We start from the raw sequence: 17,108 nt of genomic DNA on the forward strand, positions 1-17,108 counted from the left end.
CGCCACGGTGATTGCCTTCGCTGCGTTGCGGCGTTACACGGGCGCTTCACAGGCGCGAGCGGAACACTTCACCAAAGAGAGACTAAGATGAAAACGGCATTGATGGGCCGGTTTGCCAAGCGGATTGGCATGTCGGATCTGGGATTGTCCCACGAGGGCGACATGGGACCGGCCCGGTTCCGGATTGAGATTTTGGCGGGATTGACAGTTGCGCTGGCCCTTGTCCCCGAGGCAGTGGCCTTCGCTTTCGTGGCCGGGGTGAACCCTCTAGTCGGGCTGTACGCGGCTTTCATCGTGGGGCTGGTGACCGCTGTAATTGGCGGGCGGCCGGGGATGATCTCGGGAGCCACGGGGGCGCTGGCGGTGGTGATGGTCAGTCTCGTGGCGCAACATGGGGTCGAGTATCTCTTTGCCACCGTGGTGCTGATGGGGATCTTCCAACTGCTGGCCGGGGTCATGCATTGGGGCAAATTCATCCGGCTCGTGCCGCATCCGGTGATGCTGGGCTTTGTCAACGGGCTGGCGATCGTGATTTTCATGGCGCAGCTCGGGCAGTTCAAAGTGCCGGGAAGCATGGTGAACACCGGGCATGGGATGAGCGGGGGCGAATGGCTGCCCATGTCGGAGCTGACGCTGATGCTAGGTTTGGTCGGACTGACCATGGCTGTCATCTGGATGATGCCGCGCCTCACCAAAGCCATACCGGCGCCGCTGGCCGGGATTGCCGTGGTCGCCGGTCTGGTGATCGCGCTTGGCCTTGATGTGCCGCGTGTGGGCGACCTGGCATCGATCAAGGGTGGATTGCCTGCGTTTCATATCCCCACAGTGCCGCTGACCCTAGAGACGCTCCAGATCATCCTTCCCTATGCGGTGATCCTCGCGGCTATCGGTCTGATCGAAAGCCTTCTGACGCTCAACCTTGTTGGTGATATCACCGGCAAGCGTGGCGGGGCGAGCCAGGAATGCATCGCCCAGGGCTCGGCCAACGTGATCACCGGGTTTTTCGGTGGGATGGGCGGCTGTGCGATGATCGGCCAATCGATGATCAACGTGAAATCCGGCGCGCGCACTCGGATTGCAGGGATCGCAGCGGCGTTGTTTCTGCTGTCGTTCATCCTGTTCGCGGCCCCTCTGATCGAACAGATACCGCTCGCGTCGCTGGTCGGGGTGATGTTCATGGTGGTGATCGGGACGTTTGCGTGGAATTCGCTGACCATTCTGCGCAAGGTGCCTCTGACCGATGCGCTGGTGATCGTTCTCGTCACGGTGGTCACGGTGCAGTATGACCTTGCGATTGCGGTGGTCGTGGGGGTGATTGTCTCGGCGCTCGCATATGCCTGGAACAACGCGAAACGCATTCACGCGATCGAGCGGCCATCGGTGACCGAAGCGGGGGCCAAGGTCTATGAAATTCAGGGGCCGCTGTTTTTCGGCTCTGCCGAGGGGTTTGCCGAGCTGTTTCATGTGGATGATGACCCCGACACGGTGATCGTGGATTTTGCTGAAAGCCGTGTCGTGGATCAGTCCGCCTTGCAGGCCATCGAGCGGATGGCTGGCAAGTACGAGGACGCAGGCAAGCGGCTGATGCTGCGGCACCTCAGCCGGGATTGTCACCGCCTTCTGTCAAAAGCGGGGCACCTGATGGTCGATAGTGACGACGACCCGGATTACGAGATCGCGGTGGATTACGACGTGAAGACGGGGATCCTTGGCGCAGGTCACTGAGCCGGGCTGCCCCGCCCTCTGCGGTGCTGCGCCTGAGTGAGCCTCAAACGCAATACCGTCATGCGGTGAGGGGTCAGGGCGCGAAGCGGCTCAGAGCGTCAACGTCGCCTTGTGCAATCGACGGAAGGGCCTGCTCGATCCGCTCGACAGGCCAATTCCACCAGGCAAGTTCAAGCAGTCTGGCAACGTCTTCTTCAGGGAACCGCATCCGTACAACGCGGCCCGGGTTGCCGATCACCACGGCGTAATCGGGCACCGTTCCGCGCACCACCGCTCCGGCTCCGATGATCGCACCCGAGCCGATCCGGGCCCCCGGCATCACCTGCGCGCCGTAACCCAGCCAGACATCGTGGCCCACGATCGTATCGCGCGTGTCGGGCTGGTAGCCAAGCATCGTGTCAGGGTCGAAGACCGGAAAGGGATAGGTCGAAACCCCGGTCATGTCGTGATTGGCGGCGGCGGAAATGAAACGTACCCCGTGGGCGATCTGACAGAACTTGCCGATCACCAGCAGTTCCTGTGCGAAATCGAAGAGGTAGGGCGCCAGACGCGCGATCCAGCCATCGGGCGAGGGGGGATCGAAATCGGATGCATATGTAAAGGCGCCCACCTGGACACGCGGATGGGTGTTGACGTTGTTCAGAAATACCGTTCCGGCATGTTCGGAGCCATCGGGCAGTGTAATGGGGTGGATGCGCGCGGCATCGGGAAGTTGTGCGGGCATGGTGCCTCCTTTGACGTGACGGTTGTACCGGGGTGGTCAAAGGGGTTAGTTCATGTCGCTCTCCATCACTGACCCTGCCTGCCTAGCACAGGCGGCGCCAATTCGAAAGGGGGCTAGCCCTCCCCGGGCCGTTTCATGCTGAACGACTCGCGAATGACCGAATAGTCCATGTAGCCAAGGCGCGTGAGCGGGCGGACGCGCAGCACGTCGAATTTGCCGCCGACGATATACTCATCGCGCATATGCACGCCTGTCACCTCGCCAAAGACCACCACATTGGCCGCGCCCGGCAGCGTGACGATCTGGGTCAGTTTGCATTCCAGTGCCGCCGGCGCCTCGGCCACGCGCGCGCAATCGATCGTCTCGCACGGCGCTTTTTCGAGCTCGGCATCGGCGAATTCATCCAGCCCGGCCTCCCACGGTCCAGACGTGCGGTTCATCGCATCTTTCAGGGCCTCCGACACGATGTTGACGCAGAACACTCCCGTCTCGCGGATCTGGGCCACACTGTCCTTGGTGCCGTCGCGGTCCGGCTTGGAGCCGGTCGAGGCAAACATGACCTGCGGCGGGACATAAGCGACCGCATTGAAGAACGAATAGGGCGCAAGGTTGTCATGGCCATTTGCACCGCGGGTCGAGATCCAGCCGATCGGGCGCGGGGTCACGATGGCGTTGAACGGGTTATGCGGCAGGCCGTGGCCGTCTTCGGGTCTGTAGAACATCGCGGCACCTTCCAAATAGGTTTGTACTAGCCCTAGCGCCATGCTACCCGCATGGCCAGCCGAAAACCTGCGGGAGCGCACCCCAAGTGTTTGAACTGACGCCCGAAACGCCTGAGGACTGGTGGGAGGTCGAAGCCCTCTATGACCTGTGCTTTGCGCCCGGGCGCGAGGCGTTGTCTTCGTACCGGTTGCGCGATGACGTTCCGCCCGTCGACGGGCTCTGCGTCGTGGCGCGGGACGAGGGCGGCATTCTGGCAGGGGCGATCCGGTTCTGGCCTGTGCGCGTGGGCGGGGCCGAGGCGCTGCTTCTGGGGCCGGTGGCCGTGCACCCCACCTATCAGGGCGAGGGGCTGGGCGGCTATCTCATCCTCGACAGCCTTGACCGGGCGCGCGATGGCGGCTGGGCGCGGGTCATGCTGGTGGGCGATGCGCCCTATTATAGCCGCTTCGGCTTCCGGCGGTTGACCGATGTCGAAATGCCCCCGCCCACCAATCCCGAGCGCGTGTTGGGCGTGGCCCTGAAGGCCGGAGCCTGGGACGGGGTGAGCGGGCTGGTCACACGCGCGGCTTGAAAAAATGGCGCTCCGTGCCGATCTTTAACGCAAAGGGCCACGGAAAGGACCGCAATGGAGCTGCTGGACGCGCCAATCACCGAGGAAACCACCGAGGCCCGCCTCGACGCGCTGGTGCGCCGCCATGCGCGCGCGGGCAATATGGGGATTCAGGTTCTCAATCTCATTGGCGGGCAGGCGGAAAACCTGCTTGACCGGTTGCCCAAGGAGATGCGCGCGCGTTTGGGCGACGGCGCCGAGCAGGCGTTGCGCCTGGCCATGGAGGCGGCACAACGCTCGCGCGGGGTGGTGGGGGAACAGCCGGGCTGGCTCAGCCGGGCGGTGACCACGGCCATGGGTGCTGCGGGCGGTTTTGGAGGGTTGCCCTCGGCCATGGCCGAGCTGCCAGTGACCACCACGATCCTTCTGCGCGCCATTCAGGACGTGGCCGCCGAACACGGCTTTGATCCAAACGAGGAAAGCGTGCAGTTCGACTGTATCCAGGTTTTTGCCGCGGCAGGGCCGTTGGGTGATGACGACGGCAGCGATCTGGCCTTTCTTGGCACGCGGGTGACCGTGACCGGGGCCGCCGTGCAGGGCCTGATTGCGCGGGTCGCACCGCGTCTTGCCACGGTGCTGGGTCAGAAGCTGGCCGCGCAGACCGTGCCGGTGCTGGGGGCCGCCGCAGGCGCTGCCACGAACTATGCCTATACCTCCTACTATCAGGAAATGGCGCATGTACATTTCGGATTGCGCCGACTGGCGGCAGAGGCCGATCAGGATCATGCCGCGCTGGTTGAGGAGTTTCGCAAACGGGTCGCCGTGCCGGTCAAACGCGCCTGAGGGGTGGTGCGTGAAATCACGCACCCTACGCCTATAATTTTCCGCGCAGGTACTCGAGGACCGCGGGGCGTACCGACATATCGCCCCGGTCGCGCGCGGCGTGAATTATGGCGCGCAGCTCACCAAGATCGGAGCGCCGCAGAATCGACTTGACCGGACCAATGGAGGCAGGGCGCATCGACAGGATGCGCATCCCGATAGCGGCAAAGCAGGCGGCTTCGACCGGGCGGCCCGCATCCTCGCCGCAGAAGCTGAGCGGTGTGCCTGTCGCCTCGCATCGCTGCACGATCCGCTCCAGAAAGCTCAGGAAGCTGACGTTGAGCGTATCATAGCGCCGCCGGACACGCTCATTCTCGCGGTCTGCAGCAAAGAAAAATTGTTTGAGGTCGTTCCCGCCGATGGACAGAAACCCGACATCCTCAAAGAACTTGTCCGGCGCATAGGCCAGAGACGGCGTCTCGAGCATCGCGCCCAGTTCAAGGTTTTCGGGAATGGGGTGGCCAAGGATGCGCTCGCGCTCAAGAGCCTTGTCCATCTCTTCGCGGGCGCGCGTGTATTCTTCCATCTGTGCCACAAAGGGGAACATGACCGACAAGGGCCGTCCTTTCGCGGCACGCAAGAGCGCCTGCAGCTGCATCCGCATCACCCCGGGCTTGTCGAGGCCCACACGGATCGCCCGCCAGCCCATTGCCGGGTTGGGCTCGTCATTGGGTTTCATATAGGGCAGTACCTTGTCCGAGCCGATATCGAGCGTGCGGAACACCACGCGCTTGCCTTGTGCCGCGTCCATGACACGCGCGTAAAGCTCGCTCAGTTCGGCACGTTTCGGCATTTGGCTGCGCACGAGGAACTGAAGCTCGGTACGAAACAGCCCCACGCCTTCGGCCCCGGACCCGGCAAGGCTGGGCAGATCGGCCATCAGCCCGGCATTCATATGCAGCGCGATGGTGTGGCCGTCCAGTGTCTCGGCCGGCTTGTCGCGGATCGAGGCGTACCGCTCCTGCGCCTGGGCCTGCATCGCCATCTTGTCGCGGAAGGCGGATTTGACCGTGTCTTCCGGGCGCAGATGCACAACCCCCTGGTCGCCATCGACCATGATGAAGTCGCCATTCAGCGCCTCCGTGGTGACGCGGCTGGCATGGATCACCAGCGGGATCGCAAGCGCCCGGGCCACGATGGCGGCATGGCTGCCGACCGAGCCTTCCTCCAGCACGATCCCTTTCAGGCTCCGGCCGTAATCGAGAAGCTCTGCAGGGCCGATATTGCGTGCGATCAGGATCGGATCTGCGGGCATTTCGGCGCCCGTTTCAGAGCCTTGTCCGGTCAGAATCCGCAAAAGCCGGTTCGACAGATCATCCAGATCGTGCAGCCGCTCGCGCAGATAGGAATCCGACACCTGGCCCATGCGGGCGCGGGCGGTGCTTTGTTCTTTCTCCACCGCAGCCTCGGCTGACAGGCCGCGCTCGATGTCTTCCTCCATGCGCCGCATCCAGCCTTTGGAATTGGCGAACATGCGATAGGCTTCGAGGACCTGAAGATGCTCCTTGTCGCCGCCGCTTGCGGAACTGAGCATCTTGTCCACCCCAACGCGCAGTTCTTCGACAGCGGCATTCAGGCGCTCCAGCTCACGGTCAGGATCATCGGCAATCGGGTTGGTGACCACAACGCGCGGCTCGTGCAGCCACACATGGCCCTGTGCCGCGCCTTCCTGGCCGGTTGCACCATGAAAGAGCACCGGCTGCTGGTGCCGTGCCTTCAGCGCCGCGCCTTCGCCGACAAAGGCACCCAGCTCGGTCATCTCGGCCAGCACCATCGCTGTCACTTCGGTGGCATAGACCTCTTCCTCGGAGTAGATGCGCGCGTCTTTCGACTGTACCACCAGAACGCCCAGCATTTCGCCCAGCCGTTGCACCGGCACGCCGAGAAAAGAGGAATAGGCCTCTTCCCCGGTCTCGGGCATGTAGCGAAAACCACGGGTGTTGGGGGCGTCATCGGTGTTGACGATACGCCCCGTGCGCGCCACCCGGCCCACCAGACCTTCGCCAAGGCGCATCCGGGTCTGGTGCACGGCTTCGGGGTTCAGGCCCTGGGTGGCGCAAAGTTCCAGCGTGTCGTCGTCGCGAAAAAGATAGATCGAGCACACATCAGTGTGCATTTCCTGGGCGATCAGCTGGGTGATCTGGTCAAGCCGCGTCTGACCGCCCGCATCTTCGGCCATCACCTCGCGCAGGCGGCCAAGCAACTTCCGGCTGTCTGTGTCGCGTGTTGCGGCCATCGCCCCTTTGTCCCTCCGGCGTGTCCGGTTCGTGCCGGAGCCGCGCCGTTTAAATCACAGGTTGCCCGGCTGTGAAACGGATATTTGGGCTGAGCAGAACATCCATCCGCAAAAATACGCTGACTTGCCCGAAAAACAGGCAGCTCCCCCGTCGCGCCGGTTCCTGCGGTTTTGTTGGATCAGCCTGCCTTTTCCAGCTCGAACGCATCATGCAGCGCCTGCACGGCCAGCTCCATGTATTTGCGGTCGATCAGGACCGAGATCTTGATCTCGGAGGTGGCGATGACCTTGATGTTGATACCTTCATCAGAGAGCACCTTGAACATCTTGGCCGCCACACCCGATTGCGAGCGCATGCCGATCCCAACGGCCGAAACCTTGGCCACGTCGGTGTCGGCGATCAGATCGTGGAAGTTGATCTCGCCCGCGTCCTTGGCGGCGTTCAGCGCCTTCTCGGCACGCAGCACCTGATCGGTGGGGCAGGAGAAGGTCATATCCGTCCGGCCTTCTTCGGCGATGTTCTGGATGATCATGTCCACATTCACACCCGCTTCCGACAGCGGTCCGAAAATGGCGGCAGCGATGCCGGGGCGGTCGGCGACCGACACCAGCGTCATCTTGGCTTCATCGCGGCTGTAGGCGATGCCGTTCACAACATTTGATTCCACGATTTCCTCCTCGGCGCAGACCAGCGTGCCCGCCTCGTCCGATTGTTCCTCGAAACTGCTCAGAACCCGCAGCTTCACATTATAGCGCATCGCCAGCTCGACCGAGCGGGTTTGCAACACCTTGGCCCCGAGCGAGGCCAGTTCCAGCATTTCCTCAAAGGCGATCTTGTCGAGCTTGCGGGCCTTGGAGGCGATCCGGGGGTCGGTGGTATAGACCCCGTCCACATCGGTGTAGATGTCGCAGCGTTCGGCGTCGAAAGCAGCGGCGAAGGCCACCGCGGTGGTGTCAGAGCCGCCCCGGCCCAATGTCGTGATGCGGCCCTCGGGGCTGACCCCCTGGAAGCCCGCCACGACAGCGACACGCATGCCCTGGGCGAACTTGGCCATGATATTGTCGGTGGGGATCGCCTCGATCCGGGCGGCGGAATGGGCCGATGTGGTCTGAACCGGCACCTGCCAGCCCTGCCAGCTGCGGGCCGGGACATCCATTTCCTGAAGGGTCAGCGCCATGAGCCCGGCGGTCACGTTCTCGCCCGAGCTGACCACGGCGTCATATTCGCGTGCGTCATAAAGCGGAGAGGTCTCGCCGACCCACCCCACAAGCTCATTGGTCTTGCCGGACATGGCCGAGACGATAACGATGACATCATAACCCTTGGCAACCTCCACGCCAACGCGCTTGGCCGCGCGGCGGATGCGGTCGATATTGGCCACCGAGGTGCCACCGAATTTCATCACGAGAATGGGCATGGGATATGTCCTGACGTCTTGATCGCGCGGGGTTTACGCGGGCCTGCGCGCCAGTGCAATAGGCATCCTGCCGCAGGGTCGCTCATCCGCCTTTACAGGCGGCCTCGCGAGGCAGACGCAGGACCGGCCCGATCTGGGGCTCAGTAGGGATGTGCGCGTCCGTCCCAGGTCTCGAAGCAGCCGGTGGTCGACATCGAGAGCGCGGCGAAGCGCGCAATCAGGCCGTCGCAGGATTCCTGCATACTGATATCCGCCGAAGCGCCCCCCATATCCGTGCGCACCCACCCCGGATGGTAAATGCCCACGGCAATACCGTCCTCCCTGAGATCCATGGACAGATTGCGCCCCAGATTGAGCGCCGCGGCTTTGGATGCACGGTAGATATAGCTGCCGCCTGGTGCGCGTTCATGGCTGGCCATCTGGCTTGAGATGATGGCGATCTTCGCCGCCCGCGCCGCGCGGAGGTTCGGCAGGAGCGCCTGCACGGTCAGAAACACCCCTGTCACATTCGCCGCAAATGTCGTTGCCCACATCTCGGCGGGATAGCCCGTCTCAAGCGTCTGACCCTTATCGAGGTAAACGCCGGCGTTGCAGACCAGCAGATCCACGGCTTTGCCGCTGAGCCTCTCGGCCAGCGCGGCCTGTTGTGCCGGGTCGGTCACATCGAGCGGCAGACAGCCCCCGGCATTGCGCGCCGTGCGGGTCACGTCATCGCCGGATGCCTCATATTGCGCGGCAAGCGCGGCCCCAATCCCGCGATTGGCTCCGGTGATCACGACATGCATGAGAGTGTCCTTCAGTTGGTCTTGCGGGCGGGGACGAAGGGCAGTGGGGCCACCGGCACGCCGTCCTCGATCAGCTTCTTTGCGTCTTCCGGTTTCGCCTCGCCGTAAATCGCGCGTTCCGGGGAAATTCCGTCATGAATATCGCGCGCCTCGCGGGCGAAATTCATGCCGACATATTCCGAGTTTTCCTCGATCTTCCGGCGCAGTTCGGCAAGCGTCTGCTCGGCCGGGTGCTCGGACCGGGTCAGCGGTGTGTCCGGCTCGCTGCGGGATTTGCTGTCAGACACACGCGGGGCCATGATCGCCTTTTCGACCTGCGCCGACCCGCAGACCGCACAGTTGACCATGCCGGCGCTTTGCAGCTTGTCAAAGGCATCGGAAGATTGGAACCAGCTATCGAAGCGGTGCCCGTCCTCGCATTTCAAGGTGAAGCTGATCATGTGTTAGCCTCGGATAAACACTGATTGAAACGTAACCGCGTCCCGATGGAAATCAAGACCCGGAAAGTGTCAAAGCCGAGTGAACATGCCGGGATCAAAACGCCGGATGATATCGGCCAGTTCAGGCTCGTTCACGCGTTCTGCCGCCTTTTTCGGGCTGAGCCATTTCCGCTTGCGCATTCCGGCTTCGGGGAACTTGTTGGCAACTGACTTTACCTTCACCGGGTAAACCATTGCGACACAGGGCAAATCCGTCTGATCGTCCACCTGCTTGTGATAAGAGAACAACCCCAGCCCGACATTGTGAGCCTTGCCGATCACGCCGGCCTCTTCCCAGGCTTCGGTCAGCGCGCTCTCGCTCGGCGTTTTGCCATCGGCAGGCCAGCCCTTGGGCACGATCCAGCGGCCGCTTCTGCGGCTCGTGATCAGCAGGATTTCAGGCTTGCCCTTGACCATGCGATAGCACAGCGCGGCAAATTGTGTCCGCAGATCGCGCTTGCCCATATCAGCGAGTGAAATCGGCTCCTGTCGGGATGTCATGATCGTCATTTTCCTGTGCCCGCTTTCTGCTCTTCTCTCTGGGCTGAGGTGCATAATATGCGCAAATACAGGGTTTTGGCTAGGGGCAAAGAAAAATTGTGTGGAAAAATGTTGGTTTCGTGGGGAATTGAGTGAATCTCGCGTCGGGAGGTGGCCCTGTGAATTGTCTTGCGCCCGATATCGGCTTGCGGAATACTTTGGCGATGCGTCACCTTTTCCGAAATATTGCAGCGGTTTGCGCCCTGTTTTTTATGTCGGTTTCCAGCTCGGGATCGGAGCGCGTGACGGTCTTTGCCGCGGCCTCTCTGAAGGGGGCGCTGGATGAGGTGGCCGAGATGGCGCCGGTCGAGATGACCCTATCCTACGGTGGCAGCGGGTTAATCGCCCGGCAGGTGGCGCAGGGGGCCCCGGCGGACCTCGTGATCCTGGCCAATACCGACTGGATGGATTGGCTTGTGTCAGAAATGCCGGACAGAGACCTGTTGCCAAAGAACTTTCTTGGCAACAGCCTTGTCCTGATCGGCGCGAGGGACGCCGACGAGGTAACGGCGCTCTCGGGCAAAGAGATACATCGGCGTCTGGCGGGTGGGCGCCTCGCCGTGGGCCTGACAACGAGCGTTCCGGCCGGGATCTATGCCCGCCAGTGGCTGGAGACCGAAGGGATTTGGACCAGCCTGCGCCCGCACCTTGCGGAGGTGGATAATGTCCGCGCCGCTCTGGCTCTTGTCGCCCGAGGCGAGGCGCCTCTGGGCGTCGTGTATGCCAGCGATGCCCTGGCGGAACCGAGGGTGCGCGTGCTTTACAACATTCCAGCGTCGGCACATGAAGAGATCACGTATCCCCTTCTTGTCCTTGATGGCAAGAACGCCTCGCAAGCGTCTGTTTTACAAGACTACCTCATGAGTGAGGCCACCCAGGCCGTCTTTGTCCGACATGGGTTTCTGCCCGTCAGGCCGCGCCCGTGACCTTGCGCGACGAAGAATGGGCGGCGCTGACGCTGTCGCTTCAGGTCTCGGTGGTCGCCGTGCTGTTCACCCTGCCGCTGGCGGTGCTGGTGGCCTATCTGCTCGCGCGGCGCGAGTTTCCGGGCAAGGGATTGCTGAGCGCGCTCGTGCATCTCCCTCTGGTGCTGCCGCCGGTGGTGACGGGCTATCTGCTGCTGCTGACCTTTGGCCGAAACGGCGCTGTCGGGCGATGGCTAGACGAGATATTCGGCCTTGTCCTGGCTTTTCGCTGGACCGGAGCCGCGCTGGCCGCGGGCATCATGGGTTTTCCGTTGATGGTCAGGGCGATACGGCTCGCAATTGAGGCGGTGGATCCACGTCTGAACGCGGCGGCGTCCACGTTGGGCGCGGGCCCGTGGGCGCGGTTCTTCCTGGTCACTCTGCCGCTTATCGCACCAGGTATCCTGGCCGGGTGCGTCCTGGGCTTTGCCAAGGCGATGGGGGAATTCGGGGCGACGATCACCTTCGTGGCCAACATCCCCGGAGAGACACAGACCTTGCCTTCGGCGATCTACGCCTTCCTGCAGGTGCCGGGCGCGGAGGACGCCGCCATGCGCATGGTGGTGCTCTCGTTGGTGGTTGCGGTTGGGGCGGTTCTGATCTCTGAATGGTTGTCCCGGCGCGTGGCCGAAAGGATAGGCCGCTCATGAGCGTCGAAGCCGATCTGCGCCATGCGTTCCGGGGGTTCGAGCTTGACGTCACACTTCGGGCCGGACCTGGTGTGACAGCGATTTTTGGCCCTTCGGGATCGGGGAAAACAACGATCATCAACATGATCTCAGGGCTGCTGCATCCCGATCAGGGGCGCGTGGTGATTGACGGCGCGTCGGTTCTTGATACCGCCGCGAGGCGGAACATTCCCCCCCATAAGCGGCGCATCGGATATGTTTTTCAGGACGGCCGCCTGTTTCCGCATCTGAGCGTCGCGGGTAATATCCGTTTCGGTGCGCGCTTTGCCCATTCAGACCCCATCGCGAGCGAGACCGAAATCGTGGATCTTCTCGGGCTCGCACCGCTGATGGAGCGCCTGCCCGGTGCCCTCTCGGGAGGAGAGCGGCAGCGCGTGGCGCTTGCGCGGGCGCTTCTGTCTGCGCCCCGACTGCTGTTGATGGATGAACCGCTTGCCGCGCTCGACGAGCCGCGCAAGGATGAGATCCTTCCCTATCTCGAAGCGCTGCGGGATCGGACGGGCCTGCCGATTCTTTATGTCAGTCATTCCGTGGCTGAAGTGGCGCGCCTTGCGGATCATCTGATCCTGCTGCAAAACGGCAAAATCGCGCTTTCAGGCAGTACACAGGATATCCTGAGCACTCCGGCCGCCCTGCCGTTTCTCGGGGTGCGGGAGGCCGGGTCGATCCTGCGTGCTCGGGTTCTGGGGCACGACCCGGACGGGCTGAGTCGCCTTCAGCTGAGCAGCGGTGAGCTGGTGCTGCCGCGGGTCGATGCGAAGGTAGGAGAAAGCCTTGTTATCAGGATCTTGGCGCAGGATGTTCTTATTGCACTTCAACATCCCGAGGGGCTTTCTTCGCGTAACATTCTGCCGGTGACCGTGGAGGGGCTGCACAGGGGCGGTGGCCCCGGCGTCGCGGTGTCTTTGCGGCTTGGGGAGGATGTCCTGCTGGCCCGTGTCACTGCGCGTGCTGCCGATGACCTTGCCTTGCGTCCAGGTCTCGATTGCTTTGCGGTGCTCAAGGCCACAACGGTGCCGCGCCGGAATATCGGCCATGATCACATCGGTGATGCACCGTTTCATGCGTGACCAAACTTGTGTAAGAAGCCACGTTTATACACTTCGGGGCATGTCAGATTTCACTATCCTGACATTGCCCTGCATTTATCCCCGATGTGGATAACCTTTGAGACCGCATCGCGATGCTGGCCTGATCCCGGCGGGGTCCGGTTTGAAATTGTTTGTTGTTCCATGATCGTCGGCCAGACCTCTGACAGCTTTGAGAAATTCGCGGCTTTCCCCATCTTTTTGCACAGGCTGAGACGGCCCTAAAGCCCCTTCACCGGCCCCGGCCACGGTTGCACCCCCGATTGACCTTCACTGGCAAGATCATTACTGATCAAAAAACTCGGATTTGGAATGCGCCACCCCTGATGACTGACCGTTTGCTTTCTCACCTGGCCTGGCTGGCTGTGACGATCTGCGTGATCCCGATCGTGGCGGCGGCGGCTTCGGCCTTTTCCGGGGATCTCGACACCTGGCGCAATATCCTCTCTTCGGTGCTCTGGCGTTACACGCTGACCACGCTGACGCTGGTGATGATCGTAGGGATATCGACCGCGATCATCGGCTCTGTCACGGCCTGGCTGGTGACGGTCTATCGTTTCCCCGGCCACCGCCTGCTTGAGGTCGCTTTGGCCTTGCCGCTGGCCTTTCCGGCCTTCGTTCTGGCCTATGCCTACACGTATCTGCTGGATCACCCGGGCCCGGTGCAGACGCTTCTGCGCGATGTGATGGACTGGGGCCCCCGTGATTACTGGTTTCCCGAGATCCGTTCGCTTGGCGGGGCGGCTGCGATGCTGACCATCGTGCTTTATCCCTATGTCTATCTGCTGGCGCGCGCCTCGTTCAAACAACAAAGCGCCAATGCCTTTCTCGTGGCGCGCACGCTTGGGCGCTCGCCGGTCAAGGCGTTCTGGCGGGTGGCGTTGCCGATGGCGCGACCGGCGATTGCGGGCGGGACCTTGTTGGCGATCATGGAAACCATTGCCGATTTCGGCACCGTCGCCTTCTTCAACGTTCAGACCTTCGCCACGGGCATCTACCAGAGCTGGTTCTCGCTGGGCGACCGGCCCGCTGCGGCACAGCTCTCGCTCTGTCTGTTGAGCTTCGCGCTTCTCCTGGCCGGGCTGGAGAGGGCGCAGAGGGGCAAAGTCAAGACAGCGGGCAAGGGGGTGCGGTTCGAGTCGGTGGAGCGCCCGCAGCTCAAAGGCGCCGCGGGCTGGGGCGCAACCCTGGTGTGCGGATTGCCGGTGCTTCTGGGTTTCGTCATCCCGGTGATCATGCTGGGGCTGATGGCGCATGGATCGGGGCAGAGTATCCTGGCCCCGCGCTATGTCGATCTCATGCGTAACTCGATCACGCTTGCAGGGGCGGCGTCGGTGCTGACTGTGATGGGTGCGATCCTGATCGGGTATCGCGCGCGCACGCGCCCGGTGCGTTCCTCGCGCTGGATGGTGGTGGGCGCAGGGTTGGGCTATGCGGTGCCGGGCGGGGTGATCGCAGTGGGGCTTATGGTGCCGATGGCCGCACTCGACAATATCATCGACGCCATCATGGAAGCGCGTTTCGGCATCAATACCGGCCTGCTGATCACCGGCTCGATCTGGCTGATGGTGCTGGCCTATATGGTGCGTTTCATGGCGGCCGCACTGAACGCCTATGACAGTGGCATGGCCACGGTGCCGGTGCATTACGATGCCATTTCGCGCTCGCTGGGCAAGTCCAACCCACAGACGCTGTGGCGAGTGCATTTGCCGGTGGCGCGCACCTCGGTGCTGACGGCGCTGCTGATTGTCTTTGTCGATGTGATGAAGGAATTGCCCGCCACGCTGATCCTGCACCCGTTCAACTTTCAGACACTGGCGGTGCAGGCGCACAGGCTGGCGGCGGATGAACGTCTGTTCGAGGCGGCGGTACCGTCGCTGACGCTTGTGGCATTCGGGTTGATCCCGGTGGCGCTGCTCCTGCGCTCTATCGGGCGCGGACGGGTTTAATCGTTATCCGTAAGGCCGGCCCCGGCCCCGGCGAGGCGGCTTTCCTCGGTCTCGGGCGCATAGGTTCGGTGCGCGAAACGGTTCAGGATATCGGCGGGGCCCTCCGGCAGGCATCCGCGATAGCCGCGGCGCAGGCGCGACCCGGCGCGTGTGTCCGCCACGGTAAGGGTTAATTGCTCCACCCTGGGGGTGTTCAGCGCCGACGGATCCGCGTTGAGCCATGTTTCGCGCCCGGTGCGCGCAACGGTGACACCGGGCCAGGCAAGGGTCAGCCCCGCCCCGGAGAGATCCGAGGCCGAGGCGACAGCCGGGATCAGCAGGACAGGGTAGGCGGTGGGCCCGAGGGTGATCGTGTCGCCCGGTGTCAGCATCGCTGCCCGGTCACACAAGGCTGCACCTGTGATAAGAGGGCAGAGTACCCCGCCGGGCGCACGCCAGTCGTCCCCGGAACATTCCGGGCAATGCGCGCGGTACTCAGAGCCGTCATTCTTTGTAAGCCAGCCTGCCAGGGCCTCCGCGCCGGGGAGGCCGGCAGCACAGAGGAAGCGCACCGATTTGCCCGCCTCCTCGGCCAAGCCCCAGCTATACCCGGCACCACGCGCTGCCTTTCGGGCGAGGCTTTCAATCTCGTTGAGCGAATGGGTCATTGGGCGGCGTCCGGCAAGGGGGGATAGGTCCAGCCTTCTGCATTCGCCTTCGCCAGTTCATACGGGAAGGGCGCGTGCTGGAACATGTTGATCCGCAGCCACCGGTCGGAGCGCGGGTCGAAATGACAGGCCCCGAAGAAGCTGAGCTTGGCGCGCAACAGATCAATGGGCAGCATCGCGGCGCTGATCGTGTTGTCGCGGATCTCGGCATAGGGGTAGCGCGCGGCAATCTGGGCGCGGCGGACAATATGGCGATGCTCGGGATGGCGCAGAAGGAACTCGGCCACCAGCCCGGCGTCGGATTGCGCCAGATCAGCATACATCTGCGTGGCGTCGCGCCCGGGGCAGAGCGGTTGCTCATATGGCGCGATCGGCTCTGAATGGCGCTCGCCCACGCGCGGCTCCAGCTTGGCCTCGGATGTGTACCAGACGCGGGCCTGTGTCGCCGGATCATCCCAGTCGATCTTGAGCGCCCAGTCGTATATATCTTCGACAATGGCTTTGAGGTCAGCGATTTGCATCGCGCCGTCGATGCGCCAGCTTTCCTGCTCATCCGCATACATGCAATCCGAGAGCCCGTTGACCAGATCGCCATAGGGCTCCAGCAGGAGCGAAACAAGTTGCTCCTGCCCCTCCAGTGACAGCGCCCCTTCGGCCCAGAGCCAGAGCCGGTTCCACGGCATGTCCGAGGTCAGGTCAGCGCTTTGCAGGTGGTCCTGCAGGGTGGCCATGTCGCGGCGCAATGCGGCCAGCTTTTCGATCTGGATCGGGTGCTCGGATGTCCATTGCTGGGCATGCAGGGCGGCGCGTGTGCAGAACTGGCGGAAGATGTCGACCTCTTCCGGCGCGGCGACGGGCAGGGACCGCACCCGCGCCAGCGCCCATTCCTTCGCCGCGATCCAATTGTTGATCAACACGGGGTGCGTCATCAGGAAGGGGGCCATGCCAAGGCCCGTGGAGTTGCCGATGCCGAAGCTGCGGCGCAGCGCCGGATCAAGCGGTACAGCGGTGTCGGGCGCGCGCAGGCGGGCCATGTGTTCCACGAGGTCCATCACGAACGCACGGGTCAGATAGACCGAAAGCATCTCGATCTGGAACGGCGCCCGGAATTCCGGGCGGTCGGCGGTCGCCTCGCGGTCCGCCGCCCCCAGTTTGCCCGAGCCATAGACCGCCGTTGTACGCATCAGATAACCGACATCTCCGACCTTGACCGCATCCGGCTGGCGACCCGCGGCAAGGGCGTCGACCACATGTTCCCAGAGCCGCACGGAGCGATTGGCCCGCGAAACGGAAAGCGATTTTTCGGTGACACGCCCGGCTTCCTGCTTGGGGATGTTTTGGCTCAGACGTGTGATGTCTTCTGCATCCGGGATGCCGTCGAACAGGGTAAACGTGGCGTCCCAGGCGGTGGCAATCACCCGATCAGAGCGTTGTTCGGGCGGCAGGTCATGGGCGAAGGCGACAAGCGAGTAGCTGCGCTCAGGCCCGTGGGCGGTATAGACGGCATGGCCCACGCCCCTGGCGTCGATGTCAAACTCGCGCGTCTCGAAGCGCCAGTTTTCGGATTTCAGCCGCCGCAGCAGCACCCGCATGAAGCTGAGCCGGGACTGGTGAAACGATCCCATGCGCGCCAGCGTCATCACAATCGCAGGGTCGCGGGGGGAAATGGGCATGTCGTGGTCGATATGGCTCATCCTGTCCTCCTTGG

The 17,108-nt window shown here is 63.0% G+C and carries 16 protein-coding genes; 7 read left to right on the forward strand and 9 right to left on the reverse strand.

From position 1 onward, the window contains the following. Positions 1-129 precede the first annotated feature (129 nt). Positions 130-1,725, forward strand: a complete 1,596-nt coding sequence (locus tag EI983_RS04130) for a SulP family inorganic anion transporter (protein ID WP_246162380.1) — start codon at positions 130-132, stop codon at positions 1,723-1,725. 73 nt (positions 1,726-1,798) lie between these two features. Here EI983_RS04130 and EI983_RS04135 read toward each other — a convergent pair whose 3' ends face one another. Together EI983_RS04135 and EI983_RS04140 are read right to left on the reverse strand one after the other, a co-directional pair. Then, on the reverse strand, positions 1,799-2,449 hold the full coding sequence (locus tag EI983_RS04135; protein ID WP_157706138.1) for a CatB-related O-acetyltransferase: 651 nt from the start codon (positions 2,447-2,449) through the stop codon (positions 1,799-1,801). Positions 2,450-2,562: 113 nt separating this feature from the next. Then, a complete protein-coding gene (locus tag EI983_RS04140) occupies positions 2,563-3,171 on the reverse strand; it encodes a flavin reductase family protein (RefSeq protein WP_157706139.1) in 609 nt (202 codons plus the stop codon). A gap of 86 nt (positions 3,172-3,257) precedes the next feature. On the opposite strand from EI983_RS04140, the gene EI983_RS04145 reads away from it, so the two are divergent. Next, positions 3,258-3,743 (forward strand): GNAT family N-acetyltransferase, encoded by a 486-nt coding sequence (locus tag EI983_RS04145; RefSeq protein ID WP_157706140.1) that lies wholly within the window; start codon positions 3,258-3,260, stop codon positions 3,741-3,743. A gap of 54 nt (positions 3,744-3,797) precedes the next feature. Next, complete coding sequence (locus EI983_RS04150) at positions 3,798-4,565, forward strand: EcsC family protein (RefSeq protein ID WP_157706141.1); 768 nt, start codon at positions 3,798-3,800, stop codon at positions 4,563-4,565. A 31-nt stretch (positions 4,566-4,596) separates the two neighbouring features. On the opposite strand, the gene ptsP is transcribed toward EI983_RS04150, so the two are convergent. The 5 genes from ptsP to EI983_RS04175 form a co-directional block, all read right to left on the reverse strand. Continuing rightward, entirely contained in the window at positions 4,597-6,840 is a 2,244-nt protein-coding gene (gene ptsP / locus EI983_RS04155; protein WP_157706142.1) for a phosphoenolpyruvate--protein phosphotransferase, read from the reverse strand. 179 nt (positions 6,841-7,019) lie between these two features. Beyond that, a complete protein-coding gene (locus EI983_RS04160) occupies positions 7,020-8,258 on the reverse strand; it encodes an aspartate kinase (protein ID WP_157706143.1) in 1,239 nt (412 codons plus the stop codon). A 140-nt stretch (positions 8,259-8,398) separates the two neighbouring features. Continuing rightward, positions 8,399-9,043, reverse strand: a complete 645-nt coding sequence (locus EI983_RS04165; protein WP_157706144.1) for an SDR family NAD(P)-dependent oxidoreductase — start codon at positions 9,041-9,043, stop codon at positions 8,399-8,401. Positions 9,044-9,054: 11 nt separating this feature from the next. Next, positions 9,055-9,483 (reverse strand): DUF1178 family protein, encoded by a 429-nt coding sequence (locus tag EI983_RS04170; RefSeq protein WP_157706145.1) that lies wholly within the window; start codon positions 9,481-9,483, stop codon positions 9,055-9,057. A 69-nt stretch (positions 9,484-9,552) separates the two neighbouring features. Further along, positions 9,553-10,023, reverse strand: a complete 471-nt coding sequence (locus tag EI983_RS04175; RefSeq protein ID WP_246162273.1) for an NUDIX hydrolase — start codon at positions 10,021-10,023, stop codon at positions 9,553-9,555. Positions 10,024-10,304: 281 nt separating this feature from the next. On the opposite strand from EI983_RS04175, the gene modA reads away from it, so the two are divergent. The 4 genes from modA (at position 10,305) to EI983_RS04195 (ending at position 14,753) form a co-directional block, all read left to right on the forward strand. Further along, on the forward strand, positions 10,305-10,988 hold the full coding sequence (gene modA / locus EI983_RS04180) for a molybdate ABC transporter substrate-binding protein (RefSeq protein WP_198389376.1): 684 nt from the start codon (positions 10,305-10,307) through the stop codon (positions 10,986-10,988). Then, the gene (gene modB / locus EI983_RS04185) at positions 10,985-11,677 is read left to right on the forward strand and encodes a molybdate ABC transporter permease subunit (RefSeq protein ID WP_157706148.1); all 693 of its coding nucleotides are present in this window, start codon (positions 10,985-10,987) and stop codon (positions 11,675-11,677) included. Before modA ends, modB begins: the two co-directional genes overlap by 4 nt. Continuing rightward, positions 11,674-12,786: a molybdenum ABC transporter ATP-binding protein gene (modC, locus tag EI983_RS04190; protein WP_157706149.1), complete on the forward strand. Its 1,113-nt coding sequence runs from the start codon at positions 11,674-11,676 to the stop codon at positions 12,784-12,786. The genes modB and modC overlap by 4 nt, the downstream gene beginning before the upstream one ends. A gap of 344 nt (positions 12,787-13,130) precedes the next feature. Then, positions 13,131-14,753, forward strand: coding sequence for an ABC transporter permease (locus EI983_RS04195; RefSeq protein WP_157706150.1), 1,623 nt, complete (start codon positions 13,131-13,133; stop codon positions 14,751-14,753). On the opposite strand, the gene EI983_RS04200 is transcribed toward EI983_RS04195, so the two are convergent. Then, positions 14,750-15,400 carry a DUF3726 domain-containing protein gene (locus tag EI983_RS04200; RefSeq protein ID WP_157706151.1) on the reverse strand — a complete coding sequence of 217 codons (651 nt, stop codon included), beginning with the start codon at positions 15,398-15,400 and terminating at the stop codon, positions 14,750-14,752. The two genes, EI983_RS04195 and EI983_RS04200, sit on opposite strands and share 4 nt — an antisense overlap. Beyond that, positions 15,397-17,094, reverse strand: a complete 1,698-nt coding sequence (locus EI983_RS04205) for a hypothetical protein (RefSeq protein WP_246162275.1) — start codon at positions 17,092-17,094, stop codon at positions 15,397-15,399. Before EI983_RS04205 ends, EI983_RS04200 begins: the two co-directional genes overlap by 4 nt. Positions 17,095-17,108 lie beyond the last annotated feature (14 nt).

Origin of the sequence: Roseovarius faecimaris, from assembly GCF_009762325.1 — a bacterium.
In the GTDB taxonomy this organism is placed as follows: Bacteria; Pseudomonadota; Alphaproteobacteria; order Rhodobacterales; family Rhodobacteraceae; genus Roseovarius; species Roseovarius faecimaris.